This window comes from Rhabdaerophilum sp. (genome assembly GCF_046092605.1).
Lineage (GTDB): Bacteria > Pseudomonadota > Alphaproteobacteria > Rhizobiales > Beijerinckiaceae > Rhabdaerophilum.
Genome location: NZ_JBJTDY010000175.1, coordinates 1 through 26,523 on the forward strand (window position 1 = coordinate 1; position 26,523 = coordinate 26,523).

Consider the following 26,523-nt stretch of genomic DNA (forward strand, 5'->3'; position numbering starts at 1 on the left):
TGAAGTCGCCTCCGCCCCGATGGATGGCGAGGAAGCCGCTTCCGATGAACATTCGGCATCCGGCGAGGATGCCGAAGGCGAAGCGGGCGAGCCCGATGGCGACGAGTCGAGCGCGGACGAATCTGCTTCCCGTGAGCCCGAGGAGATCGTCGAGCAACTCGGCGGCGGCGGCGACGCCATGGAAGAGGTCCCGCAGCGCCGCCAGACCCGCCATCGCCGCTCCTACAAGATCCAGGAAGTGATCCGCCGCCGGCAGATCCTGCTGGTGCAGGTCGTGAAGGAGGAGCGCGGCAACAAGGGCGCGGCGCTCACCACCTATCTCAGTCTTGCCGGCCGCTATTCGGTGCTGATGCCCAATACGGCGCGCGGCGGCGGCATTTCGCGCAAGATCACCAACTCGGCCGACCGCAAGCGCCTGAAGGATCTCGCCTCTGATCTCGAGGTGCCCGAGGGCATGGGCGTCATCCTGCGCACGGCCGGCGCCTCGCGCACCAAGACCGAGATCAAGCGTGATTTCGAATATCTCATGCGCATGTGGGAGAGCGTTCGCACGCTGACGCTCGAAAGCACTGCCCCGGCGCTGGTCTATGAGGAAGGCTCGCTCGTCAAGCGCGCCATCCGCGACCTCTATTCCAAGGATATCGAGGAGATCCTGGTCAGCGGTGACGAGGGCTATCGCGAGGCCAAGGACTTCATGCGCATGCTCATGCCGAGCCATGCCAAGGCCGTGCAGCCCTATCGCGACCAGATCCCGCTCTTCACCCGCTATGGCGTGGAACAACAGCTCGATTCGATGTTCTCGAACATCGTGACGCTGAAATCGGGCGGCTACATCGTCATCAACCAGACCGAAGCGCTTGTTTCGATCGACGTGAATTCCGGCCGCTCCACGCGCGAGCACAACATCGAGGATACCGCGCTCAAGACGAACCTCGAAGCCGCCGAGGAGGTGGCCCGCCAGCTTCGCCTGCGCGACCTCGCAGGGCTGATCGTCATCGACTTCATCGACATGGAGGAAAAGCGCAACAACCGGGCGGTGGAGCGCAAGCTCAATGATTGCCTGAAGAACGATCGCGCGCGCATTCAAGTGGGCCGCATCTCGCATTTCGGCCTCATGGAAATGAGCCGCCAGCGCATCCGCACGGGTGTGCTCGAAAGCTCGTCCGTGCCCTGTCCGCATTGCGCCGGCACCGGCCTCATCCGCTCCACGCCAAGCCTTGCGCTCTCGCTGCTGCGCGCCGTGGAAGAACAGCTCGTGCGCAATGCGAGCCAGGACATCACCATCCGCACCCGCATGGAGGCAGCACTCTACCTGCTGAACCAGAAGCGCGAGACCATCCGGGCGCTCGAAGCCCGGTTCGGCGTGACGATCCATGTCGAGATCGGCACCGAATTCCCGCCGGGCCAGCATTATCTGCTGGAGCGTGGCGAGACCGCCACGCGCCGCATCGCGGCTGAAGCGGTGGCCGCGAACAGCAACACCACCCATGTCGACGACATCGACATGGATGACATCGTCGAGGAAGAGGCCGAGGAGGAGGAAACCACCGAGGCTTCCCAGAACGAAGAGCGCGAAGATGGCGAGGCGCGTGAAGGCAATGGCGACAAGCGTCGCCGGCGTCGGCGTCGCCGGCGTGGTCGTGGGGGCCGCGAAGAGGGTCGCGAGAATGGCGCGCCGGCGCAGCCGCAGGAGGCTTCCACGGATGAACCCGCCGATGATTCGGAGGAACCCGATGAGCGCGAGGAGAACGGCGCGGGCGAAGGCTCAGCCGAGGAGAAGCGCCGCCGCCGCCGCCGTCGCGGGGGGCGTCGCAACCGGCGCGATCGCGAGGGCCGCGAAATGCCGGCGGCTGCCGATGGCGAGAATGCCGGGGCGACGGAAGCCGGCGTTGCAGAATCTGGCACGCCGGTGAGCGCGGAGCCGGTTGTCGAGGCCGCACCAGCGCCCGAGGAAAAGCCTGCGAAACCGCGCCGTGGCCGTGCGAAGAAGGCGGAAGCCGTCGAGGCCCCGGGCGAGGTGGCACCCGTCGAGGTGGTTGCCGAGGAAAAGCCTGTAAAGCCGGCCCGTGCTCCGCGCGGTCGGAAGAAAGCCGAGGCTGTCGAGGCGCCCGCCCCGGTCGAGGTGGAGCCCGCACCGCAGCCGGCGCCCGAGGTGAAGGCCGCGCCGGCCCCCGCTCCCATGCCGGAACCGGAGCCGGAAGAGGTGCCCGATCCCAATCGCCCGAAGCGTTCGGGCTGGTGGGCGAAGGCCAAGTCCGCGCTTGGCGGCTGAATCAGGATCTGAAGCGCCGGAATCACATTCCGAGTTCCGGCGCCGGGCCCTTGGGGGCGGGTAACAGAAAATGGCCCGCTGCGATCCGGGCCTTCTTCGGAAGAATCAGAGATGACTCATCACCACCAGCGCTTGGCCGTGAAGCGCCCGGCCTGATCCTCGATCACCTGCCCGAGGGAGAAGAGCGTCTCCTCGTCGAACGGGCGGCCGATGAGCTGGAGCCCCAGCGGCAGGCCCTTCGAATCCGTGCCGCCCGGCAGCGCGAGGCCGGGCAGGCCGGCCATGTTCACGGTGACGGTGAAGATGTCGTTCAGATACATCTCGACCGGATCGGCCGAGCCCTTCTCGCCGATGCCGAAAGCGGCCGAGGGCGTCGCGGGCGTCAGCACGGCGTGCACGCCCTTCGCGTAGACCTCCTCGAAGTCGCGCTTGATCAGCGTGCGGATCTTCTGCGCGCGGAGGTAATAGGCGTCGTAATAACCGGCCGAGAGCACATAGGTGCCGATCATGATGCGGCGCTTCACCTCGCGGCCGAAGCCTTCGGCGCGGGTCTTCTCGTAGAGGTCGATGATGTCCTTGCCCGGCACGCGCAGGCCGTAGCGCACGCCATCGTAGCGGGCGAGGTTCGAGGAAGCCTCCGCCGGCGCCACGATGTAATAGGCGGGCAAAGCGTATTTCGTATGCGGCAGGCTGATATCGACGATGTTCGCGCCCGCGGCCTTCAGCATTTCCGCGCCCTTCTTCCAGAGCGCCTCGATTTCCTCCGGCATGCCCTCGATGCGATATTCGCGCGGAATGCCGATGGTCAGCCCCTTGACGGAGCGGCCTATTGCCGCCTCGTAATCCGGCACGGGCATGTCAACGGAGGTCGAATCCATCGGATCATGGCCGGCCATGGCGGTCATCAAGGCCGCGCAATCCTTCACGGTCTTCGCGATGGGTCCGGCCTGATCCAGCGAGGAGGCGAAGGCGACGATGCCCCATCGCGAGCAGCGGCCATAGGTCGGCTTGATTCCAACCGTGCCGGTGAAGGCCGCGGGCTGGCGGATGGAGCCGCCGGTATCGGTCGCGGTCGCGCCGAGGCAGAGATGCGCCGCCACCGCCGCCGAGGAGCCACCCGAGGAGCCGCCCGGCACCAACAGTCCCTGCTTGTCGCCGGCGAGTGCGGTGCGCGCCTGCTCCTCCGACCAGTTCGCCGGCGGAATCGGGTTCACCACGGGACCGAAGGCGGAGGTTTCGTTCGAGGAACCCATGGCGAATTCGTCGTTGTTCAACTTGCCCAGCATCACGGCGCCATCGCGCCAGAGCTGCTTCGTCACGGTTGATTCGTAGGGCGGCACGAAATTGCCGAGGATCTTCGAGCAGGCGGTCGTGCGCACGCCTTCGGTGGCGTAGAGATCCTTGATGCCCAGCGGAATGCCCTCGAGCCGGCCCGCCTTCCCGCTCCTGCGGCGCTCATCCGAGGCCCTCGCCATGGCAAGCGCCTGCTCGGGCGTCTCGAGCACATAGGCGTTGAGCGCGCGGGCGGCTTCCATCGCCTCAAGATGCGCCGCAGTGAGTTCGACAGAGGTGAAGGCACCCGAGGCGAGACCTTCACGGGCTTCATCGAGGGTCAGGGCGGTGAGATCGGTCATCGGTGGCTCGGATCGGAAAACAGGAGCATTCGGGAGCGGCTGGTCGTCATTGCGAGAAGCGAAGCGCCGAAGCAATCCAGAAAATCGGGTGGATTGCCGCGTCGGGCTCTCGCTCTCCTCACCATGACGGCTACTCGACCACTTTCGGCACGAGGAAGTAATGATCCTCGCTCTGCGGGGCATTCCTTGTCACGCGGTCCGCCTCGCCACCGGCCGTCACCACATCCTCGCGCATCTTGAGCGCCATGGGGGTGACGGAGGTCATGGGTTCCACACCCTCGACATTCACCTCACCCAGTTGCTCCACGAAACCGAGAATGGCGTTGATTTCGTCCTGCATGGCCGGAACATCGGCTTCGGGCAGGGCAATGCGCGCGAGGCGCGCGATGCGGCGGATGGTGGCGGCATCAACGGACATGGGCAACCCGTGGCAGGAGCAGGAAGGGGAACCGGAACAGCCTCGGCTCATAGAGCGACATGCGCGGGGAAACAACCGTTTCGCCCGCGCTTCCGCTGATTTTCAGCTCAGCCGATCGGGAAGGTGATCGTCTCGTGCGGCGCAAGATGGAGCAGGTTCGCCGCCATCGGGCCAAGCTCGCGCCTGAATTCCTCCAGCGTGCCGGTGAGCGCGCCGAAGGTGCGGAAATGGCAGGGGATGACGCCCTTCGCCCTGGGGAAGAACCGGCGCACGGCAAGTGCCGCCGTCGCCGCGCCCATGGTGAAGCGGTCACCGATCGGCGCGATGACGATATCCGGCTGGTGCAGCTCGGCGATCAGCCCCATATCCGCGAAGATATCGGTATCGCCCATGTGGTAGATGACCGGCGCGCCGGGAATGGAGATGATCGCGCCATTGGCCGAACCCAATGTCTGGAACACGCCGTTCTCGAACACGCCCGAGGAATGGTCGGCGCGCACGAGGCGGATCGACACGCCATTATGCTCGACGCGCCCCCCGGCATTCATCAGTTCGAGGTTCAGGGCCTTGCCCGTCTTGTGCTTTTCCCATTTGTCCGCGAGCCATTGCCCGAGATCCCAGTTGCAGAAGACGGTCGCGCCGGTCTTCTCGGCAATCGCGAGGGTATCGCCGATATGGTCCATATGGCCGTGGGTGATCACGACATCCGTCACGCCCGCGAGCGCGGCTGCCATCTTTTCGGAGAGAGTGCCCTTGCCCTCGCCTTCGAAGACCGGATTGCCGGAGAGAAACGGATCGACCAGCACCTTGCGCCCCGCGCTTTCGAGGCCGAAGGCGGAATGTCCAAACCACGTGATCTTCATGAGAATATCCTCCAGGCGTTGCGGGCTGTCTTTTCTGACTTGGCGTTCCTGAACGTAATGCCGGCAGGCCCGAAGGCCAAGCTGGACGTTTCGACCTTTCCGCGCGATGAGAAGCGCATGGCCTTGCCCCTTCCCGCACTCGATACCGCCGGCATCCTCTTCGCGCGCCATGATCGTGTGATGGCACTTGATCTCGGCACGAAGACGATCGGGATCGCGGTCTCCGATGCCGAGCGGCAATGGGCCTCGGGCCTGAAGACCTTGAAGCGCGGGAAATTCACGGTAGACGCTGCGGAAATCCGGAAGATCGCCACGCATTACAGCGTCGCGGCCATCGTTCTCGGCCTGCCGCTGAACATGGATGGAACGATGGGTCCCCGCGCGCAGGCCACGCGCGCTTTCGCAAGGCACCTCGCGGGCCTGACGGCCATTCCCGTCGTGTTCGAGGATGAGCGCCTCTCCACCGAAGCCGCCCATGAAACGCTTCAGGCGGCCGGGGTTGCCGGCCGCCAACGCAAGGAGCTGATCGATTCGGCTGCGGCCGAGGTGATCCTCCAGACCGCTCTGGACCGCCTGAAGTCTCGGCAGGGAATGTAGATGCAGGGCGTTTCGCGATCCGGCGCATTCACGAGGCAAGTCCGCCCGCCGCCGCGCCCACGCGGTTGCGACCGATGAGAGCCCCGGCCCGCCGGCGAGCGGTGGAGGAACCGCCCCCTGGCGTGACGTCCGCGGACGGCAGAATCGCAAGTCCGGGGCCAAGGCCCTTGAGCCCAGGGCGGGTATCGTTCATCATGAAATTCGTCTTCGCAAGATCGGCAACGCCGCTTCCGACCTTCGCGCCATCCCTCTTCCACCCGGTTCGCTGAAATCGCAGCTTGGTCAATCGTCAATATCGTCCCAGCTGAAGCTGGCCGGAATCCCGGCCGGATGGTCCGCCGATGATCAGCGCTCTCATGGCCCTTTTCCTGGTCATCGTCGCGGGTCATGTCGGGCGCCGCCTGCTGTTGCCCGATCCGACCATCTGGAGCGGCGGCGAGAAGATCTCCTATTATCTTCTCGTGCCCGCCTTGCTGATCGAAACGCTGGCCAAGGCGAAACTCTCGTCGGTGCCGGTCGGTTCGATCGCGATGGCCCTGCTCGCGGCCAACCTCACCATGGCGACCCTGCTGCTCCTGATCCGGAAGCCGATCGAAACCCGCTTCCAGATCCATGGCCCGGCCTTCACCTCGATCTTCCAGGGCTCCTTGCGCTGGAATGCCTTCGTGGCGCTGGCCATGGCCGGCAACCTCTACGGCGAGGTGGGCGTCACCCTTACGGCGGTGGCAATGGCCGTGCTCATCCCGGTGCTGAATGTCCAGTCGGTCTGGGTCTTGCGCCGCTATGGCAGCGGCCAGGGGGGCTCGCTTCTCAGGGGCCTTGCGACCAACCCCTTCATCTTGGGCATCACGATAGGGCTCACGCTCAATCTGACGGGTCTTGTCCTGCCGCAGGCGATGATGTCCGCGCTCGACATGGTGGGCAGTGGCGCATTGGGGCTGGGCTTGCTGCTGGTCGGGGCTGGTCTCCGGCTTGAGGATTTGCGCCGGCCCAACCTCGCGCTGATGCTGGGCGTGGGCCTGCGGCTCACCCTGCTCCCGGCCATTGGCGGGCTCGCGGCGCTGGCGCTTGGACTTGCCGGCCCTGCGGTCGCGATCGTGGTCATCTGCCTCGCCGTGCCGACCGCCAGCGCAAGCTACGTGCTCGCGCGGCAGATGGGCGGGGATGCGCCCCTGATGGCCGCGATCCTGACGGCGCAAACCCTCGTGAGTTTCCTGACGCTGCCGGCCCTGTTCGTGATCTTCAGGCTCTAGAGACCCGATTGCCGGGATGGCGCTGGAGAAGCCCCTCCAGCTCCAGCTCGAAGAGCAGGCCCTGCAACTCCGCAAGAGAGATGCCAAGCTGACGGATCAGCGCGTCGATCTCGATGGGGCTGGCGGAAAGAGCCCCGAGCAGTGCCTTGCGCCGGTGCTCCGGCGCTGCCAGTGCCTGCCCGAAGCTCGCATCGGAATCCTCGCCAGCGGCATCCGCGTCCTCGGCCCATTCCTCGAACAGGCCTTCATCATCCTCGACCGGTTCGGAGAAAACGCCTGGAAGGCGCGATGGCAGCCCATCGCGTGGTGTCAGAGCCGCAATCACGTCGCGGGCATTCGCAACCAGCATCGCCCCGTCGCGGATCAGATCATTCGGTCCTTCCGCGCGCGGATCGAAGGGGGAGCCAGGCACGGCGAAGACCTCGCGCCCCTGCTCGTTCGCGAAGCGCGCGGTGATCAGCGACCCCGAACGCCGCGCCGCTTCCACCACGATGATCCCGCGCGAGAGGCCGGAAATCACGCGGTTCCGACGCGGAAAATCGCGGCCGCGCGGGGCGAGCCCGAAGGGCCGCTCGGAAATGACGAGGCCAGTCTCGACGATCTCCTCCAGGAGATCGACATGCTCGGGCGGATAGGGACGGTCAAGCCCGCCCGCCAGCACCGCTATGGTGCCGGTCGCGAGGCTCGCGCGATGCGCCTCGGCATCGATCCCGCGTGCAAGGCCGGAAACGATGGTGTAGCCCGCGGCCGCGAGATCCGCCGCGAAACGCCCGGCAATCTTCCGGCCGAGGGCGGAAGCATTGCGCGATCCCACGATCCCGAGGGTCGGCTTCTCGAGGCAGGCGAGCGAACCCCGCAGCGCGATCACCGGCGGTGGTGCGTCGATCTCGCGCAGGAGGGCGGGATAATCCACCTCGCCATAACCGATCAGGCGCGCGCCAAGGAGGTCGGCCTGGCGCAGTTCCGCCTCGATCTCACGCTCGGTCGGCGTCAGGAGCGGTCGCTTCGCCCTGGCCGAGAGCCCCGGCAGGGCCTCGAGCGCGGCACCGGCACCGCCGAAACGGTTGATGAGCGAGCGGAAGGTGAGCGGCCCCACGCCTTCGGTGCGGGCAAGCCGCAGCCAGTCAAAACGCTGGCGATCCGAGAGGCGGACCATGATCAAGCCTTTCTGGCTTCAGCCCTTCTGGCCGATCTTCCCTTCTGTGCCGGCGAGAAGACGCTCGATGTTGGGCCGATGCTTGAACCAGAGCAAGGCCGTCATCGCGACAATCACGAGAATGCCCATGGACCAGCGCCCCGTGACGAAGCCGCTGCCCACCTCGAACAGCGCGATCGCCGCCGAGGATGTGAGCGAAGAGAGCGAGGAATAGCGCTTGAGCAAGGCCATCGCGAGCCAGATCGCGCCGGCAGCAAGGAAGATCCACGGGCTGAACGCGAGAAGGACGCCAAACCAGGTCGCAACGCCCTTGCCGCCCTGGAACTTGAGCCAGACCGGGTAGCAATGGCCGAGAAAAGCGCCAAAACCGGCGAGCATGGCTGGCGCGTCGCCCCAGCGCATCGCGATCCAGACCGCCACCGCGCCCTTCAGCGCATCGAGCAGCAGGGTCGCGGCGGCAAGGTCCTTGCGGCCCGTGCGCAGCACATTGGTCGCGCCGATATTCTTCGAGCCGATGGTGCGGATATCCTCGGTGCCCGCGAACCGCGTGAGCAGCAGGCCGAAGGGGATGGAGCCGCAGAAATAGCCGAAGCCCAGCCCGAAAAGGCTTGAAATCATTTCCGGTGACACGTCGTGCTCCCCCTGCCCGCCTGCCTCAACGATAGGAGTGGACGAACCTGCCCGCAACCATCGTGAGTTTCACCCGGCCGCTCATCCGCGCCTCATCGAACGGGGTGTTCTTGGAGCGCGAATGCAGGGCGGCAGCATCCACAACCCACGGCTCATCGGGATCAAGCACGAAAAGATCCGCCGCCCGGCCCTGGCCGAGGCGCCCCGCGGAAAGGCCGAGAATATCGGCCGGCCCGGTCGACATGGCCGCAATCAGGCGGGGCAAGGTGATCTGCCCCGCCTCGACCAGCCTCATCCCCGCCGCGAGCATCGTCTCGAGGCCGATGGCGCCGGGTGCGGCTTCCGCGAAAGGCAGGCGCTTCTGCTCGACATCCTGCGGGTTGTGATCGGAGACGATCACATCGATGAGCCCGCTGGCCACGGCCTCCACCAATGCGAGCCGCTCGTCCTCGTGGCGCAGGGGGGGCGACAGCTTCAGGAAGGTGCGGTAGCTGCCAATATCGCTCTCGTTGAGCGTCAGGTGGTTGATGGAGACGCCGGCCGTGACCGGCAGACCCTCCTCCTTCGCGCGACGCAGCACCTCGAGGCTCTCGCGGCAGGAGACGAGGCCGGCATGGTAGCGCGCGCCGGTGAGCTTCACGAGGCGCATGTCGCGCTCGAGCATGATGGTCTCGGCGGCATGCGGCACGCCCGGCAGGCCGAGGCGCGTGGCGAACTCGCCCTCGTTGGCGCAGCCCTCCCCGACGAGATCGGGGTCTTCTACGTGGTGGATCACCGGCATGCCGACCATCGCGGCATAGGCCAGCGCGCGGCGCATCACCTGCGCGTTCTTCACGGGGCGGTCGCCATCGGTCACCGCGACGGCGCCGGCGGCCTTCAGGAGGCCGAATTCGGTCATTTCCTTGCCGGCGAGGCCCTTGGTGAGCGCGGCGGCGGGATGAATGCGCACGAGGCCGGTATCGCGCGCGCGGCGCAGCACGAAATCCACCACGGCCGGTTCGTCGATGGCGGGCGAAGTGTTGGGCTGCATCACGATGGTGGTAACGCCACCCGCCGCCGCCGCTTCGGAAGCGGAACGGAAGGTCTCGCGATGCTCCTCGCCCGGTTCGCCGATGAAGGCGCGCAGATCCACAAGCCCCGGAGCGACCACCGCGCCCTTGAGATCGATCACGCCGGAATCGAACTCGCCGGCGGGATAAGGCTTCGCCGCGATCTCCGCGATGAGCCCGTCGCGGATCAGCACCGCGCCGAGATGCTCTGTCCCTGCGACGGGATCGACGATGCGCGCATGGTTGAGGACGGTATCGGTCATGGGGAATTCATCACAGGGTCACTCGTCATCGCGCACACGGCGGCTGCGGAAGCGCCGCAACTCGCGCACGGAACGGAACGTGGCGCCCAGGCCATAGGCGATTAGCAGAAGGGCCAGCACCGGCTGCAGCATCAGCAGCGTGTTGCCCAGCACCCGGAGCGAGAAGAAGTTGCCGCGCCCGCCGCCCATCTGGTCGGCGAGATAGGCCGCAAGAAGAACGCCAAGGCCGAGGCAGAAGCCAAGCCCACGCCTGAAGCCTGTAAAGGCCGCGAGCGCCAAAGCGGCAAGGCCGAGGAAACCCACGAAAATGCGCACCCCCTCCATGGCCTGAAGGTAGATCGGCAGCCAGCCGCTGGTGCCGCCGCCGCTGTTGCGACCGAAGAACAGGCTGTCGTAGACCTCGATCAGGCCGGCCAGAACGAACGGCCCGGCAAGATAGAGCTTGCGAAGCCGGGCCTCCTCATCCGCAACCATCCACACCCAGAAGGTGATGCCGAGTGCGAGGCTCCACCGCGCGAGCGGCTGCTGGAGGATCGCCAGAAGGACATCGCCCAGGAAGCCCTCGATCATCGCGTCGCCTCACCCATTCGGCAATCTCCGGGCCAGCGCCTCCAGCACGGCCATGCGCACGGCGACACCCATTTCCACCTGCTCGCGAATGAGGCTCTGCGCGCCATCCGCGACATCCGAGGCGATCTCGACGCCGCGGTTCATCGGGCCGGGATGCATCACGAGCGCATCGGGCTTCGCGAGCGCCAGCTTCTCGCGGTCGAGGCCGTAATAGTGGAAATATTCCTGCATCGAGGGCACGAAGGCGCCGTTCATCCGCTCGCGCTGCAGGCGCAGCATCATCACGATATCCGCGCCGTCAAGCGCCTTCTTCATGTCGGTGAAGACCGCGACGCCGTAGCGCTCGATGCCCTTGGGCAGCAAAGTGACGGGACCGCAGACGCGCACCCGCGCCCCGAGTGCCTGCAGGCAGATGATGTTGGAGCGCGCGACGCGGCTATGCGCGATATCCCCGCAGATCACCACCGTCAGGCCCTCGATCCGGCCCTTGTTGCGGCGAATGGTCAGCGCGTCGAGCAGGGCCTGCGTCGGGTGCTCATGCGCGCCGTCGCCGGCATTGATCACCGCGCAATCGACCTTGCGGGCGAGACGATGCACCGCGCCGGCCGCATGGTGGCGGACCACGATGAGATCGGGCCGCATCGCGTTCAACGTGATGGCGGTGTCGATCAGCGTCTCGCCCTTCTTCACGCTCGAATTCGCAACCGACATGTTCATCACATCGGCGCCGAGGCGTTTGCCCGCGAGTTCGAAGCTCGCCTGCGTGCGGGTGGAGTTTTCAAAGAAGAGGTTGATCATCGTCCGGCCGCGCAAGCTGGACTTCTTCTTCTCGACCTGCCGGTTCAGCGTGGTCTCCACCTCCGCCAAGGCGAGAAGGCCCTCGATATCGGGGCGCGTCAGGCCCTCGATCCCGAGCAGATGGGGATGGGGAAAGGCAAAAATCGAGCTGTTGGACATCGCAATTCGAGGCGTTAGGCCACGCGATGGCGAAGGGCAAGGGAGCGGGCGGGCTATCCCCCGGAGAAATGCATGTCCGGCGCCGGAATGGCGCCTTTTCCGCTCCGTGCTGCGTGAAGGCCATTTGACAAACCCCCCGCGTCTCTCCATGTCTCCGGGCCGATCGGATGGGGCGTGATGGAACATAAAGTCGTCGTCGTTGAATCGCCGGCCAAGGCCAAGACGATCCACAAATATCTGGGACGCGGCTACGAGGTGATCGCCTCGTATGGCCATGTGCGCGACCTGCCGCCCAAGGATGGCTCGGTCGATCCCGATGCGGATTTCGCCATGCTCTGGGAGCTGGATGGCCGCGGTTCAAAGCAGATCTCCGCCATCGCCGCCGCCGTGAAGGATGCGGACAGCCTCATTCTCGCGACCGACCCGGATCGCGAGGGAGAGGCCATCTCGTGGCACATTCTCGAAGCGCTGAAATCGCGCCGCGTGCTCAAGGGCAAGCCGGTGGAGCGCGTGACCTTCAACGCCATCACCAAGGATGCCGTGGCCCATGCCATGGCGAACCCGCGCGAGATCGACCAGGCGCTGGTCGATGCCTATCTGGCGCGACGCGCGCTGGATTACCTCGTGGGCTTCCAGCTTTCGCCCGTGCTCTGGCGGAAATTGCCGGGCGCGCGTTCGGCAGGCCGCGTGCAATCGGTCGCCTTGCGCCTCGTCTGCGATCGCGAGGAGGAGATCGAGCGCTTCATCACGCGGGAATACTGGTCGCTGGTGGCGACGCTTCTCACCGCCAGGGGCGAGGCCTTCGAGGCGCGGCTTGTCGGCGCGGATGGCAGGAAGATCACCCGGCTCGATGTCGGCACGAAGGCCGAGGCCGAGGCCTTCAAGGCGGCGCTCGATGCGGCGCGCTTCACGGTTCAATCCGTGGAAGCCAAGCCCGCGAAGCGCCATCCCTATCCGCCCTTCACCACTTCGACGCTGCAGATGGAAGCCTCGCGCAAGCTCGGCTTCGCGCCGGCCATCACCATGCGTCTTGCGCAGAAACTCTATGAGGGGGTGGAGATCGGCGGCGAGACGACCGGCCTCATCACCTATATGCGCACCGACGGCGTCGACATGGCCCCGGAGGCGGTGGCCGCCTTGCGCCGCTTCATCGGCCGGGAATTCGAGGCGGAATACCTGCCCGGCGTTCCGCGCGCCTATTCCACCAAGGCGAAGAACGCGCAGGAAGCCCACGAGGCCATCCGCCCCACGGATATCTTCCGCGTTCCGGCGGCCATGAAGGCCTATCTCTCGGGCGACGAATACAGGCTCTACGAACTCATCTGGAAACGCACGCTCGCATGCCAGATGGAGAGCGCCCGCCTCGAACGCACCACGGTCGACATTCTCGCCGAAGCCGGCACCCGCAAGCTCGACCTGCGCGCGACCGGCCAGGTCGTGCTGTTCGATGGTTTTCTCGCGCTCTATCAGGAAACCGACGAAGACGCCGAGGATGAGGATTCGAAGCGCTTGCCGGCCATGAAGGTGGGGGATGCGGTTTCGAAAAAGGCCATCGCCGCGACCCAGCATTTCACCGAGCCGCCGCCGCGATTCACGGAAGCCACGCTCATCAAGCGGATGGAAGAGCTGGGCATCGGCCGCCCCTCCACCTATGCCGCGACGCTCGCAACCCTGCGCGACCGCGAATACGTCAAGATCGACAAGAAGCGTCTCCTTCCCGAGGACAAGGGCCGCATCGTCACGGCTTTCCTCGAAAGCTTCTTCGCGCGCTATGTCGAATTCGGGTTCACCGCCGATCTCGAGAACGATCTTGACCGCATCTCCAATGCCGAGGTCGATTGGCGCGAGGTGCTCCGCCAATTCTGGAAGGATTTCAAGGCCGCGATCGAGAGTGCCAGGGAGCGCCGCACGACGGAAGTGCTCGACGGCCTCAATGACCATCTCGGCCCGGCGATCTTCCGCGACAAGGGCGATGGCACCAATCCGCGGGCCTGCCCGAAATGCGGTTCGGGCCAGCTTTCCCTGAAGCTCGGCAAGCTCGGGCCCTTCATCGGCTGCTCGAACTATCCGGAATGCCGCTTCACCCGCCCCTTCTCCATGGCGGGCGGCGAGGAGGGCAGCGCCGAAGGCACGGATGACAACGGCAACCGCGTCCTCGGGCAGGACCCGGAGACGGGCCTTGAAGTCACGGCGCGCGAAGGCCGCTTCGGGCCCTTCATCCAGCTCGGCGAGGGCGAGAAGCCGAAGCGCGCCTCGCTCGCCAAGGGCATGACGCTGAAATCCCTCACGCTGGAACAGGCGCTGGCGCTGCTTTCCCTGCCGCGCGAGGTGGGCAAGGACCCAACGACCGGCGATCCCATCCTCGCGGGCATCGGCAAATACGGTCCTTACGTGCAGCGCGGGAAGACCTATGCCAATCTGGATGCCGCGGATGATGTCTTCACGGTGGGCATGAACCGCGCGATCGACCTCATCGCCACGAAGGAAGCGGGCGGCGCCAAGCGCTTCGGCCGGGCCGCGAGCGGCGGCGCACCGGCCGGCAAGGTTCTGGGCGCGCATCCGGATGGCGGCGACATCACCCTGCTTGATGGGCGATATGGCGCTTACGTGAAGTGGGGTTCGGTGAACGCGACCATCCCCAAGGGCGCGAACAAGGACGAGCTGACCCTCGAAGGCGCGCTCGGCCTCATCGCCGCGCGCATCGAGGCGACGGGCGGCGCGAAGCCCGCGCGCGGCAAGGCTCCGGCCAGGAAAGCGCCGGCGAAGAAACCGGCTGCGAAAAAGGCTCCGGCCAAGGCGAAGAAGGGCTGAGGCCTGTCGTCATGCCCGGGCCTGGCCCGGGCATTCCCGACTTCCCCGCCGATAAGGACGTGGATGGCCGGAACAGGTCCGGGCAGGACATTGGCGCAGGCCATCCCACCCGGCTACCCTTTGCCCGAGGGGGATTCGTCATGCTCGAAGGTTTTGCCGCGCTCATCGTCCTGCAACTCGCCGGCGAGGTCATTGCCGGGCTCACGCGGGTTCCTGTTCCCGGCCCGGTGATCGGCCTCGGCCTGCTCGCCGCTTATGCGCTCTGGCGCGGCGGCATCCCGGAACGCATCGAGCAGGCGGGTGAGGCCCTGCTGAAACACCTTTCGCTCCTCTTCGTGCCGGCCGGCGTGGGGCTGATCGCGTTCGGTGATCGCCTGCTGGCCGAGGGCATGCGCCTCATCGTGGTGCTCGTCGTCTCGACGGCGCTGACGATGATCGTCACGGCCCTGGTCTTCCGGGCGCTCGCGAAGCCGGAGGACGAGTGATGCGGAACCTCTCCGACCCCTCCCAGTTCTGGATCTACCTTGCCGAGCAGCCGCTTTTCTTCCTCGTGCTCACGGTGCTGGCCTATCTCGTGGGCGATCGCATCTCGCAGGCGACGGGGCGGCATCCGGTCGCGAACCCGGTGCTGATCGCGGTGATGATCGTCGGGGGCGTGCTGCTTCTCACGGGCACGCCGCATGCCCGCTATTTCGAAGGCGCGCGCTTCGTTCATGTGCTGCTCGGCCCCGCGACCGTGGCGCTCGCGCTGCCGATCATCCGCCATCGGGCGCTGATCCGGCGGCAATGGCGGGCGATCCTCGGCGCGATGGTGATCGGCGCGGGCATGGGCGTGATCAGCGCGGCGGAACTTGCGAAGGCCTTGGGGCTTTCCGCCGGAACGGTCGCCTCCATCGCGCCGAAAAGCGTCACGGCGGCGATCGCCATGGGCATTTCCGAGCAATTGGGCGGCACGCCACCGCTCACGGCCGTATTAGTCATCGCCACCGGCATTCTCGGGGCGATCCTCATCACGCCGCTGATGAACCTGATCCGCGTCCGGGATTACGCCGCGCGCGGCTTCGCGGCAGGCCTCGCAGCGCATGGAATCGGCACGGCGCGGGCCTTGCAGGTAAACGAGAAGGCCGGCGCCCATGCCGCCCTCGCCATGGGGCTCAACGGCCTGGTGACGGCCTTGCTCGCGCCGCTCCTGCTCATGCTGCTCTGATCCGGCGAGGCGTTTTTCAGGCTTTGCGCGTCTCAAGCCTCATGTCACAAGAGTGCCGATGACCCGCCGACCCAAGACCAGCCAGGCGCATGCGCTGCCCTCGCGCGAGGATATCCTCGCCTTTCTCGCGAATGCGCCCGATCGCGCCGGCAAGAACGAGATCGCGCGGCATTTCCACCTCAACGCCTCCGAACGCGTGACGCTGAAACGGATGCTGAAGGACATGCAGGCCGAGGGCCTGCTGGAAAAGCGCCAGCGCCGCCTCATCGCGCAGGGCCAGCTCGGCCCGGTCCTCATCGGCGAGGTGATCGGCCACGATTCTGATGGGGAATTGCTCGCAATCCCCGTGGACTGGAACGAGGCGCGCGGTGAAGCACCCCGCATCGTCGTCATCCTCCCGAAGCGCGGCGGGCGCGATGCCCCGCCCCCGCCCGGCCCCGGCGACCGCGCGCTGATGAAGATCGAGCCCACGAACGAGGAGGATGGCCCTCCTTACGAGGGCCGCATCCTCAAGATGCTCTCGCGGCCCGCAAAGCGCATGCTCGGGGTCTTCCGCACCGCGGCGGATGGCACGGGGCGCGTCGTTCCGGTGGATCGCAAGGGCCAGGGCCGCGAGGTCCGCATCCCCATGACTGACCATCAGGCCGAGGATGGCGATCTCGTCACGGTCGACATCCATGACCGTCCCGGCGCCGGCCTCTCCGGTGGCAAGATCCGCGAGCGGCTCGGATCGCTGAAGAGCGAGCGGGCGGTGAGCCTCATCGCCATCCATAACCATGAAATCCCCTATGTCTTCTCCGAAGCGGCGCTGAAGGAAGCCGAGGGCGCGCAAGAGCCCACGCTTGAGGGACGCGAGGATTGGCGCGCCATTCCGCTCATCACCATCGATCCGGCGGATGCGAAGGACCATGACGACGCGGTGCATGCCGAGGCCGATCCAGACCCCGAAAATCCCGGCGGCTACATCCTCCATATCGCGATCGCCGATGTTGCGGCCTATGTCCGGCCCGGCTCGGTGCTCGATCGCGAGGCGCGGTTGCGCGGCAATTCGGTCTATTTCCCGGATCGCGTCGTGCCGATGCTGCCGGAGCGCATTTCGAACAACCTCTGTTCGCTGAAGCCCGGCGTGAACCGCGCGGCCATGGGCCTGCGGGTGGTGGTGGACAGGCATGGCATGCGCCGCGCCCATTCCTTCCACCGCGTGCTCATGCGTTCTGCCGCGAAGATCGCCTATCCGCAGGCGCAATCGGCCATCGACGGCCAGCCGGATGACACAACCGGCCCGCTGCTCGAACTCGTGCTGAAGCCGCTTTACGGTGCCTATGCCGTGCTCAAGGCCGCGAGCGACGCCCGCGAGCCGCTCGATCTCGACCTGCCCGAGCGCAAGCTGGTGCTGGACCAACAGGGCCTCGTGACGGATGTGATCATTCCCGAGCGTCTCGACGCACATCGGCTGATCGAGGAATTCATGATCCTCGCGAATGTCTGCGCGGCGGACACGCTGGAGAAGGCGCGCATTCCCCTGCTCTACCGCGTGCATGATGCGCCGAGCCTCGAGAAGATGCAGGTCTTGCGCGACTTTCTCGATACCGTGGGCATCACCCTGCCGAAGCAGGGCGCGGTGCGGCCGACCCTTTTCAACCGTATTCTCGCGCGGGTGAAGGAGAGCCCGAACGAGGTTCTGACCAACGAGATCATTCTACGCAGCCAGGCGCAGGCAGAATATGCGCCGGAGAATATCGGGCATTTCGGGCTGAACCTGCGCCGCTACGCGCATTTCACCTCGCCCATCCGCCGCTATTCCGATCTCATCGTGCATCGCGGGCTGATCCGCGCGCATGCCTTCGGCGATGATGGCCTGCCGGACACCCTGCCGGATGCGATGAAGAAGCTCGGCGAGGACATCTCGGCCTGCGAGCGCCGCGCCATGGCGGCAGAGCGCGAGACGGCGGATCGGCTCATCGCGCAGTTCCTGGCCGAGCAGGTCGGCGCGAGCTTCTCCGGCCGCGTGACAGGGGTTACACGCGCCGGATTATTCATTCGGCTGGATCGCACGGGGGCCGATGGCCTCGTTCCGATTTCCACACTCGGGGAGGAGCGATTCATCCATGACGAGGCTGCCCACGCGCTCGTCGGTCAGCGGACGGGCGAGAGTTTCCGCCTCGGCGACGCGGTGAAGGTGCGGCTTGTCGAGGCCCTCCCATTTGCGGGGGCGCTGCGCTTTGAAATGCTGAGCGAGGGGCGCTATGCGAAGGTGAGTCGCGGCCGTTCGCGCCTCCGCCCACGCGATGATCCGCGCGAGCGGCGGCAAGCCCGCCGCAATACGCGCCGGGATGAACGCCCAGGGCGCGACGAACCGCGCGGCGGCGGTGATTTCCGCTTCGAGGAAGAGTGATGAGCAACTGGAACGACCGAGCAAACGCCACCCCGAGCGAGGCCCCGCGCGACTGGAAACAGGCGATCGGTCGCGGTTTCCGTTGTCGTTGTCCCGCTTGCGGCGAGGGCAAGCTCTTCGGCAAGTTCCTGAAGGTGAAGCCGGAATGCGAAAAGTGCGGCGCGGAATTCTCGGGCCATCGCGCCGATGATCTTCCGCCCTACATCACGATCATGATCGTCGGGCATGTCATCGTGCCCTTGTTCCTGGTGTTCGAGCGCAGCACGAACTGGCCCGACTGGATGCACATGGTCATCTGGCTTTCGCTGACGGCCGCTCTCACCATGGCTCTGATCCAGCCTGTGAAGGGCGCGACCATCGCCTATCAATGGGCCTTGCGCCTGCATGGCTTCGATCCCGCCGGCGACATCCACGACATGCCTGCGAAGAGCTGACCGCCGTGACCGGCCTGCCGACACCGTCTGAATGCCTGGAGCTTCTCAATCGTGAGGCCCGCCGCCATGCCGGGAAATCCGGCCGGCCGGTGGATGCCGCGACGCTGATCATCCTCGATCGCACGGGTCGCGAGCCGCGGCTGCTCATGGGACGGCGCCACAAGAACCACCGCTTCATGCCCGATGTGTTCGTTTTCCCCGGCGGGCGCTCGGAAACGGGCGATGCGCATGTGCCGGTGGCGGGAATGCTGGACGAGGCAACAATCCAGCGGCTGATGCTCGCGAGCCCTGGCGCGAACCCCTCGCGCATGAAGCGCCTTGCGCTCGCGGCCATCCGCGAGACTTTCGAGGAAACCGGCATCGTGATCGGCCGCAAGGCCGGCGATGCTCCGCAACTCGCCGGCCCATGGGGCGAATTCACGGCAACGGGCCACCTGCCCGATCTCTCGGCCCTCGCCTATGTCGCCCGCGCCATTACGCCGCCGCGCCGCCCCAAAAGGTTCGATACGCGCTTTTTCGTCGTGGAATCCACTGCGATCGCCCTCCAGGTTCCGGATATCGTAACGCCCGACAGCGAATTGACCGAACTTGCCTGGCTCACGCTCGACGATACGAAGGACCTGCCGCTGCCGGTCATTACCCGCGTGATGCTCGGCGAATTGCAGGGCTGGATCGAGGCCCGCGCCACGGGAACCGAACCCGCGATTCCTTTCTATTGCGAACGCCGCGGCCGCATGGAGCGAAACCTGATCTGAATTCGGTTCGCATGAACCTGGCGCGGGCCGGATTCCACTCGCCCGACATGATTTCAGAACATTTTCCGATCTGACCGCATGAGATCGGATTCATCATCTCTTTCTTTTTTCGCATTTTCTTCACGCGAACCGGTGCCCACTTCGCTTGAAAATGCTTTAGAATGGAACACCCGGCTCCGGCGCCTTCGAGCCCGGCATGGGCTGGATCTTCGCATCCTTCGGCACCGTGAAGAGCGCGGGGTTCTGCGCCTGCCGCAGCAGGCGGATCGCGCGGAACGGGGCGCCACCCTCCTCCATCACGAGCGGAATGCCATCATTCGAGAGGCAGACGTTCGCACCGTTCACCCGGGCTTCGCGACAGGTTTCGCCGGCCACCTCGCGCATGGCCTCGCCCGGAACGATGGCCATCCCGATGATCGGTCGCCCCCGGCTGCCATAGATACCCTGCCGCCCTTCCTGCACGAGGATGAGCACATCGCCCTTCGCGAGGTCCCGCAGCATGACCTGCCCGGAACCGTCGAGCGCCTCGATGCGCAGGATGCGCCGCTCGGCGAGATAGCGCATGCGCATCATCTTGCCGCCCTCGTCCTGCACTCCATCCATCTCGAAATCGCGGTTGCCGAACAGGTTGAAGCCGGCGCCCTGCGCAAAGGCGATGAGCATGCCGGACAGCAGAGCCAGAAGAACCGCGAGAATGCGCAAAGCTTGCGCCTTTCTGTCATTCGAATCGTGCGAGAACACTAGCATGACCGAACCCGCCAGCCAGCCTGCCCCGCAAACGGACCTGAATGCCACCGAACGCCTCCGCGTGATCCTCTCCGCTGTCGCGATCGTGACGCTGGTCGGGGTTTCACTCAGCGTGTCCGGGCCGCTGCTCGCGCTGGAAATGGAGCGCTGGGGCACGCCCTCCGCCATTGCCGGGCTCACGGCCACGCTGGCCGGCGTTGGCAACCTCCTGTTCGTGCCCTTCGTGCCGCGCCTCGCCGCGCGCTTCGGCGTGAAATGGCTCGTGGCAACCATGCTGCTGCTCGCGGCCGGGCTGCATTTCGCCTTCTGGGCCCTGCCCAATCTCTGGGTCTGGGCGGCGTTCCGCTTCATGCTCGGCGCGGCGATCGGCACCCTTTTCGTGCTCTCCGAATACTGGATCAGCGCGGCAGCCAACCCGCTGCGACGCGGCTTCATCATGGGGGCCTATGCGACCGCGCTGGCCTTGGGCTTCGCGATCGGCCCGCTGATGCTGACCGTGACCGGCACGCAGGGCATGTTGCCCTATGCCGCGACGGCTGTTCTGATTCTCACCGGCCTCATGCCCCTGAAGCTCATCGGCCCGAGTGCCGCGACCGTGCATGGCTCGCCGCGCGCTTCGGTCCTGAGCTTCGTGCGGCTTGCCCCGGCGGCAACGCTCGCCGCCCTCACCGTGGGCGCGATCGAGATCGGCGCCTTCACGCAGCTCTCCATCCATGGCTTGCGGATGGGATGGCCGGAAGACTCCGCCGCCATGCTGGTTTCCGCCTTCGCCATCGGCAACGTTCTGTTCCAGATGCCCATGGGTTGGCTGGCGGACCGGCTCGACCGCCGGAAGATCCTGCTGGGCATCGCCCTGTCCGCGACCGTCATCGCGTGCTGCCTGCCGCTGACCGGCTCGGCCTTCTGGCCCCATGCCGGGCTGCTGATGCTGCTCGGCGGCCTTGTGGGCGCGCTCTACACCGTGGGGCTCGCGCATCTGTCGAGCCGCTTCGCGCAGGCCGATCTCGTCTCGGCCAACGCGGCCTTCGTGATGCTCTATTCCGTCGGGCAAATGGCCGGGCCGCCGCTGCTGGGGGCGGGTATCGATGTGGCGGGCACCTGGGGCGTGCCGGTGACGGTGGCGATGGTGCTCGCGCTTTACGGCTTCGTCGTCGCCAGCCGCCTGCGGGCCGGGCCTGCGCGCGGATGACGACGCGCTTTTGCGCTTGACTTCCGCCCCCCGTTTGGCGAAGAGATCCTCCTGTTTGCCGGGCGCTCTCCGCCCGGTCCTTCGTTTTTCAGGCGATCCGCGCTGGCTCCAGTCGGGTTGACCGTTCCAGAGGTGAGATCATGGCCAAGGCCGCCACCATCAAGATCAAGCTCGTCTCGACGGCCGATACCGGCTATTTCTACGTGACGAAGAAGAACGCGCGCACCGCGACCGAGAAGCTCTCTTTCAAGAAGTATGATCCGGTCGCGAAGAAGCATGTGGAGTTCAAGGAAGCCAAGATCAAGTGATCTCGCTTCCTTCGCAAAGTGGAACGACAAAGGCGCGCTCGGGCGCCTTTTTTGTTGTCTTTTCAGGTCCTTGCGCGAGCATTTCGAGAGGTTGATTCAAGACAAGAAAAGGGCCGGCGCCAGAACGGTCGAGGAGGCAACCTTCCCCGTCGCAGCAAGCCGGCCCAACCCGTAAGGACCCAGGAGATGCGGCGGACCTGAGCAACCCTCGCGGGACCGGACGGGCGAAAAGGCCAGAGACCGAATCGCACCGTTCCGTTTATCAAGATCATGATCCTAGCCCGCCCGTGCCGCTTGGCAAGGGCGCGGGCGTCAGGCTGCGAGCTTCAGGCTGCGAGCTTCACCTGGTTGCGCCCGGAACGCTTGGCCTCGTAGAGCGCATCATCGGCCATCTTGAAGAGGCGGTCCGGGCTGTCGAAGCCCTCCCCGGCTGTCGCCACGCCGATCGATACGGTGAGGTCGAGCGACTTGCCGCCGTTCTGCACGGGGAAGGGTGTCTTCTCGATGTTGAGGCGGATGCGCTCGGCCACGCAACTGGCGGCAAAGGCCTCGGTATCCGGCATCACGATCACGAATTCCTCGCCGCCGAAGCGGGCGACGACATCGATGCCGCGCACCACCTTGCGCAGGCGCTCGGCGCATTCGCGCAGAACCTCGTCGCCCGAATCGTGGCCATGCTGGTCGTTGATGCGCTTGAAGTGATCGATGTCGATGACGAGCAGCGAGATCGCCGCGCCGCGCACGAGCGTGTCGTTCATCAGGCTCGCGAGATGGGTATGGAAAAAGCGGCGATTGTGAAGCTTGGTCAGCGGATCGATGATCGCCAGTTCCATCGAGGCCTGCAGGTTCTCGCGCAGGCGTTCCTGGTAGCGCTTCTTGCGCACCTGCGTCGAGATGCGGGCGACAAGCTCGTTCCGGTCGATCGGGCGGATGAGATAGTCGTTGACGCCCATGTCGAGGGCGCGCATCACGCGGGCATCATCGGTTGTCTCGGCCAGAACGAGAATCGGCAGGTTGCGCAGCTTGTCGTTGGAGCGCATCTGCGAGACGATGCGCAGGGGGTCGACATTCTGAAGGCCGAGGCTCAGCACGAGGCAATCGCGGCCATCCCCCGGAAGGCGGGCGACGAGATCGCCCGGTGCATCGACGCAATCCACCACATGGTGCTGGGCGAGCGCCACCTTCATCCGGTCGGCCGCGTTGGCGCGATCCTCGACAATGAGGATGCGGCCGTTCCGTCCATCCTCTGCAGCGGCGATCGCGAGCGGGTCGGGAAGGCCCAGCGTCTGCGAGTTCGCCGCGCGTGCGCGCAGTTCATCCGTCAGGTGCTTCAGCCGCACGAGGCTGCGCACGCGGGTGAGCAGCGCGATCTCGTTGATGGGCTTGGTGAGGAAGTCATCGGCACCAGCCTGCAGGCCACGCAGTCGATCCGCGGGGCTGTCGAGCGCCGTCACCATCACCACCGGCAGATGGGCAGTGGCCGGCGCGGATTTCAGGCGCTGGCAGACCTCGAAGCCATCCATGGCAGGCATCATCACATCAAGCAGAACCATATCGCATTCGCCGCGCTCGCAGATATCGAGCGCCTGCGGGCCGTTCATGGCCGTCACAACGGTGAAATACTCGGCGGTGAGACGCGCCTCGAGAAGCCGGATATTGGCGAAGACATCATCGACGATGAGAATGCGAGCGGTCATGGGAGGTCAGCCGATGAAGTTCCGGACGGTTTCAACGAATTTTACGACGGAGATTGGCTTCGAGAGATACCCCTCGCAGCCAGATCCGCGGATGCGCTCCTCGTCCCCTTTCATCGCAAAGGCCGTGATGGCGATGACCGGAATGGTCCTCAGGTCGTCGTCTTCCTTCAGGAGCTTGATGACATCCATACCGGATACTTCCGGAAGCTGGATATCCATCAGAATGAGATCGGGATGATGGTTACGGGCCAGTTCAAGACCTTCCAGACCAAGGCGAGTTTTCAGAGTCGCATAGCCATGCGCTTCCAGAAGATCGTTGAAGAGCTTCATGTTGAGGTCATTGTCCTCAACAATCAGAACGGTCTTCGGCATCGATTCGGTCCATCCTGTTGGAAGCGCGCCATGGAGGGGCCCACTCCGGTCCCTCATAGAGTTCTAAACCAAAAGGGGTGAACCAATCGGTAAGCGATTGATCTCGCGACCCCGCCGGGGCACTTCGTTAACAGCATGGTTGAACAATTCCTAACTCCTTCGCACGGAGCAATCGCATGCCCCCTCGCCCCCCGACCGCTGATCCGGAAATGCTCGCGATCTCGGCGCTTTCCTTCCTGGCGGAGGAGCCGGAACGGCTGTCGCGCTTTCTTGATCTGACGGGCCTTTCGCCAACAACCTTGCGGCGGGCCGCAGCCGAACCGCGCTTTCTCGCTTCCGTTCTGGATTATCTCGTGGCGGATGAGAGCCTGCTGCTGGCCTTCGCGGCCAATGCACAGGTCGCGCCCGAGACGGTCGTCGCCACAGCCGAACGCCATCGGCGCTGAAGGCTCAACGCGCGCAAGGGTCGGCCTTCAGCGCCTCGTATTTCATGGCACGCCCCGTCAGCGAGAATTCCGGGAAATCGAACACGAGATCGCCCATCACGCCATTTGCGAAAACGACCGAACGCAAGGTGTAAACCGGCACACGATCCCCCGGCTCGTCGTTGAAATAAGCCATCGAGACCGGCCAGCGGCGCAGGGAGGCGAGTTCGGGCATGCGCAGAACCTCCTCCACCCGGTTGTTGCGATCGCCCTCGAGCGGCGGGCCGATGGTGGCATTCACCTCGAAGACCTTCTCGCCGCCCTCCGACCCATCGAAGACGCGATTCTTGAAAGTGCGCTCGCCCTTTTGCGCGGCGGCGATGATCGCGATCGACATCGCCGAGGGAAACATCACATCGCCGTCGAAGTCAGTCTTCCGGCCCGGCGGCTTGCGCATCGCCACCGACAGCGAGCCATCGGCGCGGCGTCGGGCTTCGCCGTCGGCATCACGGAGCACTTGCCCCTGCATGCGATTGAGCATGGAGAAGGTGAAGCGACGATTATCCGCGTCCTCGAACAGGTTCACGCGGAAATCCATGCGGCGCGCGCTGCCATCGGAATCCAGAAGGTCCACGACCTGCCGGTAATTTGTGGCATAGCCCTCGCAGGCATTGCCGGAAAACTCGATCGCCATCAGCCCGCTGGCGCCGGTTATGCCCTGCGAGCCTCCCTTCGGACCGAGCTGCACCTGATAGACGATGCGATGCGGCTGGAGCACCACGCGCGCGGGATCGGCCACGGACGGCGCCTGTGCCATGGCCGGAGAGAATTCCGGCGCGAGAAACGAGGCCGAAGCGAACAAGGCGGCAGCCAGCCGCACAGAGATTTTTCCCGCCACCATCGACCGCACCATGCCCATTCGTCTTTTCCCTGCTTGCCTTGCCCGAACCCTGGCCGTCTCCGATCCATGATCCGCATGGCCAATTTGCGGCGAGTGGCTTGAGAATCGTGCATCGCCGGATCAAGAATACGTGTCAGCCTTTCTGGGCAAGACCAATACCGGACGCAAGGAGAACACCATGTCTGCCATCGAAGCGCGGCTCAGCGATCTCGGCGTGATGTTGCCCAGCCCCGCCGCCCCTGTGGCGAATTATGTGCCTTTCCGCCGCTCCGGCAACCTGCTGATCGTGGCGGGCCAGCTTTGCATCGGGCCCGATGGCAAGATTGCCGACAGGCACAAGGGCAAGCTTGGCGCTTCGGTTTCCGTGGAGGATGGCCGCGAGGCCGCGCGCTTCTGCGCCGTGAACCTGCTGGCCCAGGCCAAGGCCGCGCTCGGCGATCTCGACCGGATCGTGGCTTGCCTGCGTCTTGGTGGCTTCATTGCCTCCATGCCGGATTTCACCCAGCAGGCCCTGGTGATGAATGGCGCGTCCGATCTCATGGTCGGTGCTCTCGGTGATGCCGGCAAGCATGCGCGCACCACCATCGGGGTGCCGGTGCTGCCCGGCGATGTCTGCGTCGAGGTCGATGCGCTGTTCGAGGTGGCTTGATGGCCTTCGCTTCGCCCCAGCTTGAGGCGGTTTTCGCGCGTGCCATCGCCCATCGCGGCCTGCATGATGCGGCGGCAGGCGTGATCGAGAATACGCGCTCCGCCTTCGCGGCCGCGCTTCATGCCGGTTTCGGCATGGAATGCGACCTGCAGATATCCGCCGATGGCGAGGCGATGGTGTTCCATGATTTCACGCTCGACCGGCTGACGACCTCCAGCGGCCGCGTGGACCAGATGACGGCGAACCAGATCCGCCATGTGAGTTTCAAGGCGGGGGGGGATCGCATCCAATCGCTCGCGGAGCTCCTGATGCAGGTCGAGGGGCAGCAGGCGCTGGTGGTGGAGGTCAAGAGCCGCTTCGACGGCAACACCGCGATCTGCACGCGCATCGCCGCCCTCGTGAAGGCCTATTCCGGCCCGCTGGCGCTGAAGAGCTTCGACCCCGCGATGATCAGGGCCCTGCGCGCGGCGGGCGTGGCGCGGCCGCTCGGCATTGTCGCCATGAACGCCTATGAATACCCGGATTATGCGGGCCTTTCCGCCGAGCAGAAGCACGCCCTCGGCAATCTCCTGCATTTTGGCGAAACGCGGCCGGATTTCCTCTCCTGGAAGCATCAGGACCTGCCCTCCGCCGCGCCCTATCTCTGCCGCAGCCAGCTTGGGCTGCCGGTGATGGGCTGGACGATCCGCTCGGCGGAAGAGGCCGCGCGCGCCAGACCGCATATCGACCAGATCGTCTTCGAGGGTTTCCAGCCGCCATGACAGGCTGGCCCCTGTCCCCCGCGCGCCGCAGGCGCTAGAGCGCAAACCGATCTGATTGAATCAGATCTGGCGCTCACTCTTCTTGTTTTCGCATCCGCTTTTTCCGCCAACCGGTATCCACTTGGCGGGCGGATGCTCTAGTTTCGCGAAAATGACATCACCTCGCCTCACGGTCGATATGCGGTCTGGCGCGCGCGGCCTCTTCCGCCG

At 65.5% G+C, this 26,523-nt stretch carries 27 protein-coding genes; 14 read left to right on the top strand and 13 right to left on the bottom strand.

The annotated features are described in order from the left end of the window. Nucleotides 1–2,272: Rne/Rng family ribonuclease (locus tag ACKODO_RS13450; RefSeq protein ID WP_408983947.1), on the top strand; the 2,272-nt coding region annotated here is incomplete at its 5' end. A 119-nt stretch (nucleotides 2,273–2,391) separates the two neighbouring features. On the opposite strand, the gene gatA is transcribed toward ACKODO_RS13450, so the two are convergent. From gatA to ACKODO_RS13465, 3 genes are all read right to left on the bottom strand, one after another. Then, nucleotides 2,392–3,906: an Asp-tRNA(Asn)/Glu-tRNA(Gln) amidotransferase subunit GatA gene (gene gatA, locus ACKODO_RS13455; protein ID WP_408983948.1), complete on the bottom strand. Its 1,515-nt coding sequence runs from the start codon at nucleotides 3,904–3,906 to the stop codon at nucleotides 2,392–2,394. Nucleotides 3,907–4,036: 130 nt separating this feature from the next. After that, nucleotides 4,037–4,324: an Asp-tRNA(Asn)/Glu-tRNA(Gln) amidotransferase subunit GatC gene (gene gatC, locus ACKODO_RS13460; protein ID WP_408983949.1), complete on the bottom strand. Its 288-nt coding sequence runs from the start codon at nucleotides 4,322–4,324 to the stop codon at nucleotides 4,037–4,039. 107 nt (nucleotides 4,325–4,431) lie between these two features. Next, the gene (locus ACKODO_RS13465) at nucleotides 4,432–5,187 is read right to left on the bottom strand and encodes a metal-dependent hydrolase (RefSeq protein WP_408983950.1); all 756 of its coding nucleotides are present in this window, start codon (nucleotides 5,185–5,187) and stop codon (nucleotides 4,432–4,434) included. 117 nt (nucleotides 5,188–5,304) lie between these two features. Between ACKODO_RS13465 and ruvX the strand changes: the two genes are divergently transcribed. Continuing rightward, entirely contained in the window at nucleotides 5,305–5,784 is a 480-nt protein-coding gene (ruvX, locus tag ACKODO_RS13470) for a Holliday junction resolvase RuvX (RefSeq protein WP_408983951.1), read from the top strand. A 28-nt stretch (nucleotides 5,785–5,812) separates the two neighbouring features. On the opposite strand, the gene ACKODO_RS13475 is transcribed toward ruvX, so the two are convergent. Further along, nucleotides 5,813–5,977 (bottom strand): hypothetical protein, encoded by a 165-nt coding sequence (locus tag ACKODO_RS13475; RefSeq protein WP_408983952.1) that lies wholly within the window; start codon nucleotides 5,975–5,977, stop codon nucleotides 5,813–5,815. Nucleotides 5,978–6,125: 148 nt separating this feature from the next. On the opposite strand from ACKODO_RS13475, the gene ACKODO_RS13480 reads away from it, so the two are divergent. Next, nucleotides 6,126–7,037, top strand: coding sequence for an AEC family transporter (locus tag ACKODO_RS13480; RefSeq protein WP_408983953.1), 912 nt, complete (start codon nucleotides 6,126–6,128; stop codon nucleotides 7,035–7,037). On the opposite strand, the gene dprA is transcribed toward ACKODO_RS13480, so the two are convergent. From dprA to ACKODO_RS13505, 5 genes are read right to left on the bottom strand one after another with little or no spacing between them, the layout of a single operon-like run. Further along, nucleotides 7,027–8,193, bottom strand: coding sequence for a DNA-processing protein DprA (gene dprA, locus ACKODO_RS13485; protein WP_408983954.1), 1,167 nt, complete (start codon nucleotides 8,191–8,193; stop codon nucleotides 7,027–7,029). The genes ACKODO_RS13480 and dprA overlap by 11 nt on opposite strands. A gap of 18 nt (nucleotides 8,194–8,211) precedes the next feature. Beyond that, complete coding sequence (gene plsY / locus ACKODO_RS13490; RefSeq protein ID WP_408983973.1) at nucleotides 8,212–8,811, bottom strand: glycerol-3-phosphate 1-O-acyltransferase PlsY; 600 nt, start codon at nucleotides 8,809–8,811, stop codon at nucleotides 8,212–8,214. Nucleotides 8,812–8,848: 37 nt separating this feature from the next. Continuing rightward, nucleotides 8,849–10,135, bottom strand: a complete 1,287-nt coding sequence (locus ACKODO_RS13495) for a dihydroorotase (RefSeq protein WP_408983955.1) — start codon at nucleotides 10,133–10,135, stop codon at nucleotides 8,849–8,851. 18 nt (nucleotides 10,136–10,153) lie between these two features. Continuing rightward, nucleotides 10,154–10,705 carry a hypothetical protein gene (locus ACKODO_RS13500; RefSeq protein WP_408983956.1) on the bottom strand — a complete coding sequence of 184 codons (552 nt, stop codon included), beginning with the start codon at nucleotides 10,703–10,705 and terminating at the stop codon, nucleotides 10,154–10,156. A gap of 9 nt (nucleotides 10,706–10,714) precedes the next feature. After that, a complete protein-coding gene (locus ACKODO_RS13505; protein ID WP_408983957.1) occupies nucleotides 10,715–11,662 on the bottom strand; it encodes an aspartate carbamoyltransferase catalytic subunit in 948 nt (315 codons plus the stop codon). A gap of 177 nt (nucleotides 11,663–11,839) precedes the next feature. Here ACKODO_RS13505 and topA point away from each other — a divergent pair, with 177 nt between their 5' ends. From topA to ACKODO_RS13535, 6 genes are all read left to right on the top strand, one after another. Beyond that, nucleotides 11,840–14,473, top strand: a complete 2,634-nt coding sequence (gene topA, locus ACKODO_RS13510; protein ID WP_408983958.1) for a type I DNA topoisomerase — start codon at nucleotides 11,840–11,842, stop codon at nucleotides 14,471–14,473. A 140-nt stretch (nucleotides 14,474–14,613) separates the two neighbouring features. Continuing rightward, the gene (locus tag ACKODO_RS13515) at nucleotides 14,614–14,958 is read left to right on the top strand and encodes a CidA/LrgA family protein (RefSeq protein WP_408983959.1); all 345 of its coding nucleotides are present in this window, start codon (nucleotides 14,614–14,616) and stop codon (nucleotides 14,956–14,958) included. Next, nucleotides 14,958–15,680 carry an LrgB family protein gene (locus ACKODO_RS13520; protein WP_408983960.1) on the top strand — a complete coding sequence of 241 codons (723 nt, stop codon included), beginning with the start codon at nucleotides 14,958–14,960 and terminating at the stop codon, nucleotides 15,678–15,680. Before ACKODO_RS13515 ends, ACKODO_RS13520 begins: the two co-directional genes overlap by 1 nt. 58 nt (nucleotides 15,681–15,738) lie before the next feature. Next, nucleotides 15,739–18,075: a ribonuclease R gene (gene rnr, locus ACKODO_RS13525; RefSeq protein WP_408983961.1), complete on the top strand. Its 2,337-nt coding sequence runs from the start codon at nucleotides 15,739–15,741 to the stop codon at nucleotides 18,073–18,075. Further along, nucleotides 18,075–18,509 carry a DUF983 domain-containing protein gene (locus ACKODO_RS13530; protein WP_408983962.1) on the top strand — a complete coding sequence of 145 codons (435 nt, stop codon included), beginning with the start codon at nucleotides 18,075–18,077 and terminating at the stop codon, nucleotides 18,507–18,509. The genes rnr and ACKODO_RS13530 overlap by 1 nt, the downstream gene beginning before the upstream one ends. Before the next feature lie 5 nt (nucleotides 18,510–18,514). Beyond that, entirely contained in the window at nucleotides 18,515–19,264 is a 750-nt protein-coding gene (locus tag ACKODO_RS13535) for an NUDIX hydrolase (protein WP_408983963.1), read from the top strand. A gap of 156 nt (nucleotides 19,265–19,420) precedes the next feature. On the opposite strand, the gene ACKODO_RS13540 is transcribed toward ACKODO_RS13535, so the two are convergent. After that, entirely contained in the window at nucleotides 19,421–20,011 is a 591-nt protein-coding gene (locus ACKODO_RS13540; protein WP_408983964.1) for a hypothetical protein, read from the bottom strand. Here ACKODO_RS13540 and ACKODO_RS13545 point away from each other — a divergent pair. Next, nucleotides 20,010–21,200, top strand: a complete 1,191-nt coding sequence (locus ACKODO_RS13545) for an MFS transporter (protein ID WP_408983965.1) — start codon at nucleotides 20,010–20,012, stop codon at nucleotides 21,198–21,200. The two genes, ACKODO_RS13540 and ACKODO_RS13545, sit on opposite strands and share 2 nt — an antisense overlap. Before the next feature lie 140 nt (nucleotides 21,201–21,340). Then, nucleotides 21,341–21,508 carry a 50S ribosomal protein L33 gene (gene rpmG / locus ACKODO_RS13550; RefSeq protein WP_408983966.1) on the top strand — a complete coding sequence of 56 codons (168 nt, stop codon included), beginning with the start codon at nucleotides 21,341–21,343 and terminating at the stop codon, nucleotides 21,506–21,508. A gap of 326 nt (nucleotides 21,509–21,834) precedes the next feature. On the opposite strand, the gene ACKODO_RS13555 is transcribed toward rpmG, so the two are convergent. Both ACKODO_RS13555 and ACKODO_RS13560 read right to left on the bottom strand, forming a co-directional pair. Beyond that, entirely contained in the window at nucleotides 21,835–23,205 is a 1,371-nt protein-coding gene (locus ACKODO_RS13555) for a PleD family two-component system response regulator (RefSeq protein WP_408983967.1), read from the bottom strand. Between the two features lie 6 nt (nucleotides 23,206–23,211). Further along, on the bottom strand, nucleotides 23,212–23,577 hold the full coding sequence (locus tag ACKODO_RS13560; protein WP_408983968.1) for a response regulator: 366 nt from the start codon (nucleotides 23,575–23,577) through the stop codon (nucleotides 23,212–23,214). A gap of 176 nt (nucleotides 23,578–23,753) precedes the next feature. Here ACKODO_RS13560 and ACKODO_RS13565 point away from each other — a divergent pair, with 176 nt between their 5' ends. Beyond that, nucleotides 23,754–24,023, top strand: coding sequence for a DUF3572 domain-containing protein (locus ACKODO_RS13565; protein WP_408983969.1), 270 nt, complete (start codon nucleotides 23,754–23,756; stop codon nucleotides 24,021–24,023). A gap of 4 nt (nucleotides 24,024–24,027) precedes the next feature. On the opposite strand, the gene ACKODO_RS13570 is transcribed toward ACKODO_RS13565, so the two are convergent. Then, nucleotides 24,028–24,921 carry an EipB family protein gene (locus ACKODO_RS13570; RefSeq protein WP_408983970.1) on the bottom strand — a complete coding sequence of 298 codons (894 nt, stop codon included), beginning with the start codon at nucleotides 24,919–24,921 and terminating at the stop codon, nucleotides 24,028–24,030. A 160-nt stretch (nucleotides 24,922–25,081) separates the two neighbouring features. On the opposite strand from ACKODO_RS13570, the gene ACKODO_RS13575 reads away from it, so the two are divergent. Both ACKODO_RS13575 and ACKODO_RS13580 read left to right on the top strand, forming a co-directional pair. Then, nucleotides 25,082–25,552, top strand: a complete 471-nt coding sequence (locus ACKODO_RS13575; RefSeq protein ID WP_408983971.1) for a RidA family protein — start codon at nucleotides 25,082–25,084, stop codon at nucleotides 25,550–25,552. After that, nucleotides 25,552–26,313: a glycerophosphodiester phosphodiesterase family protein gene (locus tag ACKODO_RS13580; protein ID WP_408983972.1), complete on the top strand. Its 762-nt coding sequence runs from the start codon at nucleotides 25,552–25,554 to the stop codon at nucleotides 26,311–26,313. The genes ACKODO_RS13575 and ACKODO_RS13580 overlap by 1 nt, the downstream gene beginning before the upstream one ends. The last annotated feature ends 210 nt before the right edge of the window (nucleotides 26,314–26,523 follow it).

What these genes read in the sequence shown, in the direction of transcription:
- gatA (WP_408983948.1), bottom strand. Translation starts at nt 3,906, where the DNA reads ATGACCGATCTCACCGCCCTGACCCTCGATGAAGCCCGTGAAGGTCTC.
- gatC (WP_408983949.1), bottom strand. Translation starts at nt 4,324, where the DNA reads ATGTCCGTTGATGCCGCCACCATCCGCCGCATCGCGCGCCTCGCGCGC.
- ACKODO_RS13465 (WP_408983950.1), bottom strand. Translation starts at nt 5,187, where the DNA reads ATGAAGATCACGTGGTTTGGACATTCCGCCTTCGGCCTCGAAAGCGCG.
- ruvX (WP_408983951.1), top strand. Translation starts at nt 5,305, where the DNA reads ATGGCCTTGCCCCTTCCCGCACTCGATACCGCCGGCATCCTCTTCGCG.
- ACKODO_RS13475 (WP_408983952.1), bottom strand. Translation starts at nt 5,977, where the DNA reads ATGAACGATACCCGCCCTGGGCTCAAGGGCCTTGGCCCCGGACTTGCG.
- ACKODO_RS13480 (WP_408983953.1), top strand. Translation starts at nt 6,126, where the DNA reads ATGATCAGCGCTCTCATGGCCCTTTTCCTGGTCATCGTCGCGGGTCAT.
- dprA (WP_408983954.1), bottom strand. Translation starts at nt 8,193, where the DNA reads ATGGTCCGCCTCTCGGATCGCCAGCGTTTTGACTGGCTGCGGCTTGCC.
- plsY (WP_408983973.1), bottom strand. Translation starts at nt 8,811, where the DNA reads ATGATTTCAAGCCTTTTCGGGCTGGGCTTCGGCTATTTCTGCGGCTCC.
- ACKODO_RS13495 (WP_408983955.1), bottom strand. Translation starts at nt 10,135, where the DNA reads ATGACCGATACCGTCCTCAACCATGCGCGCATCGTCGATCCCGTCGCA.
- ACKODO_RS13500 (WP_408983956.1), bottom strand. Translation starts at nt 10,705, where the DNA reads ATGATCGAGGGCTTCCTGGGCGATGTCCTTCTGGCGATCCTCCAGCAG.
- ACKODO_RS13505 (WP_408983957.1), bottom strand. Translation starts at nt 11,662, where the DNA reads ATGTCCAACAGCTCGATTTTTGCCTTTCCCCATCCCCATCTGCTCGGG.
- topA (WP_408983958.1), top strand. Translation starts at nt 11,840, where the DNA reads ATGGAACATAAAGTCGTCGTCGTTGAATCGCCGGCCAAGGCCAAGACG.
- ACKODO_RS13515 (WP_408983959.1), top strand. Translation starts at nt 14,614, where the DNA reads ATGCTCGAAGGTTTTGCCGCGCTCATCGTCCTGCAACTCGCCGGCGAG.
- ACKODO_RS13520 (WP_408983960.1), top strand. Translation starts at nt 14,958, where the DNA reads ATGCGGAACCTCTCCGACCCCTCCCAGTTCTGGATCTACCTTGCCGAG.
- rnr (WP_408983961.1), top strand. Translation starts at nt 15,739, where the DNA reads ATGACCCGCCGACCCAAGACCAGCCAGGCGCATGCGCTGCCCTCGCGC.
- ACKODO_RS13530 (WP_408983962.1), top strand. Translation starts at nt 18,075, where the DNA reads ATGAGCAACTGGAACGACCGAGCAAACGCCACCCCGAGCGAGGCCCCG.
- ACKODO_RS13545 (WP_408983965.1), top strand. Translation starts at nt 20,010, where the DNA reads ATGACCGAACCCGCCAGCCAGCCTGCCCCGCAAACGGACCTGAATGCC.
- ACKODO_RS13540 (WP_408983964.1), bottom strand. Translation starts at nt 20,011, where the DNA reads ATGCTAGTGTTCTCGCACGATTCGAATGACAGAAAGGCGCAAGCTTTG.
- rpmG (WP_408983966.1), top strand. Translation starts at nt 21,341, where the DNA reads ATGGCCAAGGCCGCCACCATCAAGATCAAGCTCGTCTCGACGGCCGAT.
- ACKODO_RS13555 (WP_408983967.1), bottom strand. Translation starts at nt 23,205, where the DNA reads ATGACCGCTCGCATTCTCATCGTCGATGATGTCTTCGCCAATATCCGG.
- ACKODO_RS13560 (WP_408983968.1), bottom strand. Translation starts at nt 23,577, where the DNA reads ATGCCGAAGACCGTTCTGATTGTTGAGGACAATGACCTCAACATGAAG.
- ACKODO_RS13565 (WP_408983969.1), top strand. Translation starts at nt 23,754, where the DNA reads ATGCCCCCTCGCCCCCCGACCGCTGATCCGGAAATGCTCGCGATCTCG.
- ACKODO_RS13570 (WP_408983970.1), bottom strand. Translation starts at nt 24,921, where the DNA reads ATGGGCATGGTGCGGTCGATGGTGGCGGGAAAAATCTCTGTGCGGCTG.
- ACKODO_RS13575 (WP_408983971.1), top strand. Translation starts at nt 25,082, where the DNA reads ATGTCTGCCATCGAAGCGCGGCTCAGCGATCTCGGCGTGATGTTGCCC.
- ACKODO_RS13580 (WP_408983972.1), top strand. Translation starts at nt 25,552, where the DNA reads ATGGCCTTCGCTTCGCCCCAGCTTGAGGCGGTTTTCGCGCGTGCCATC.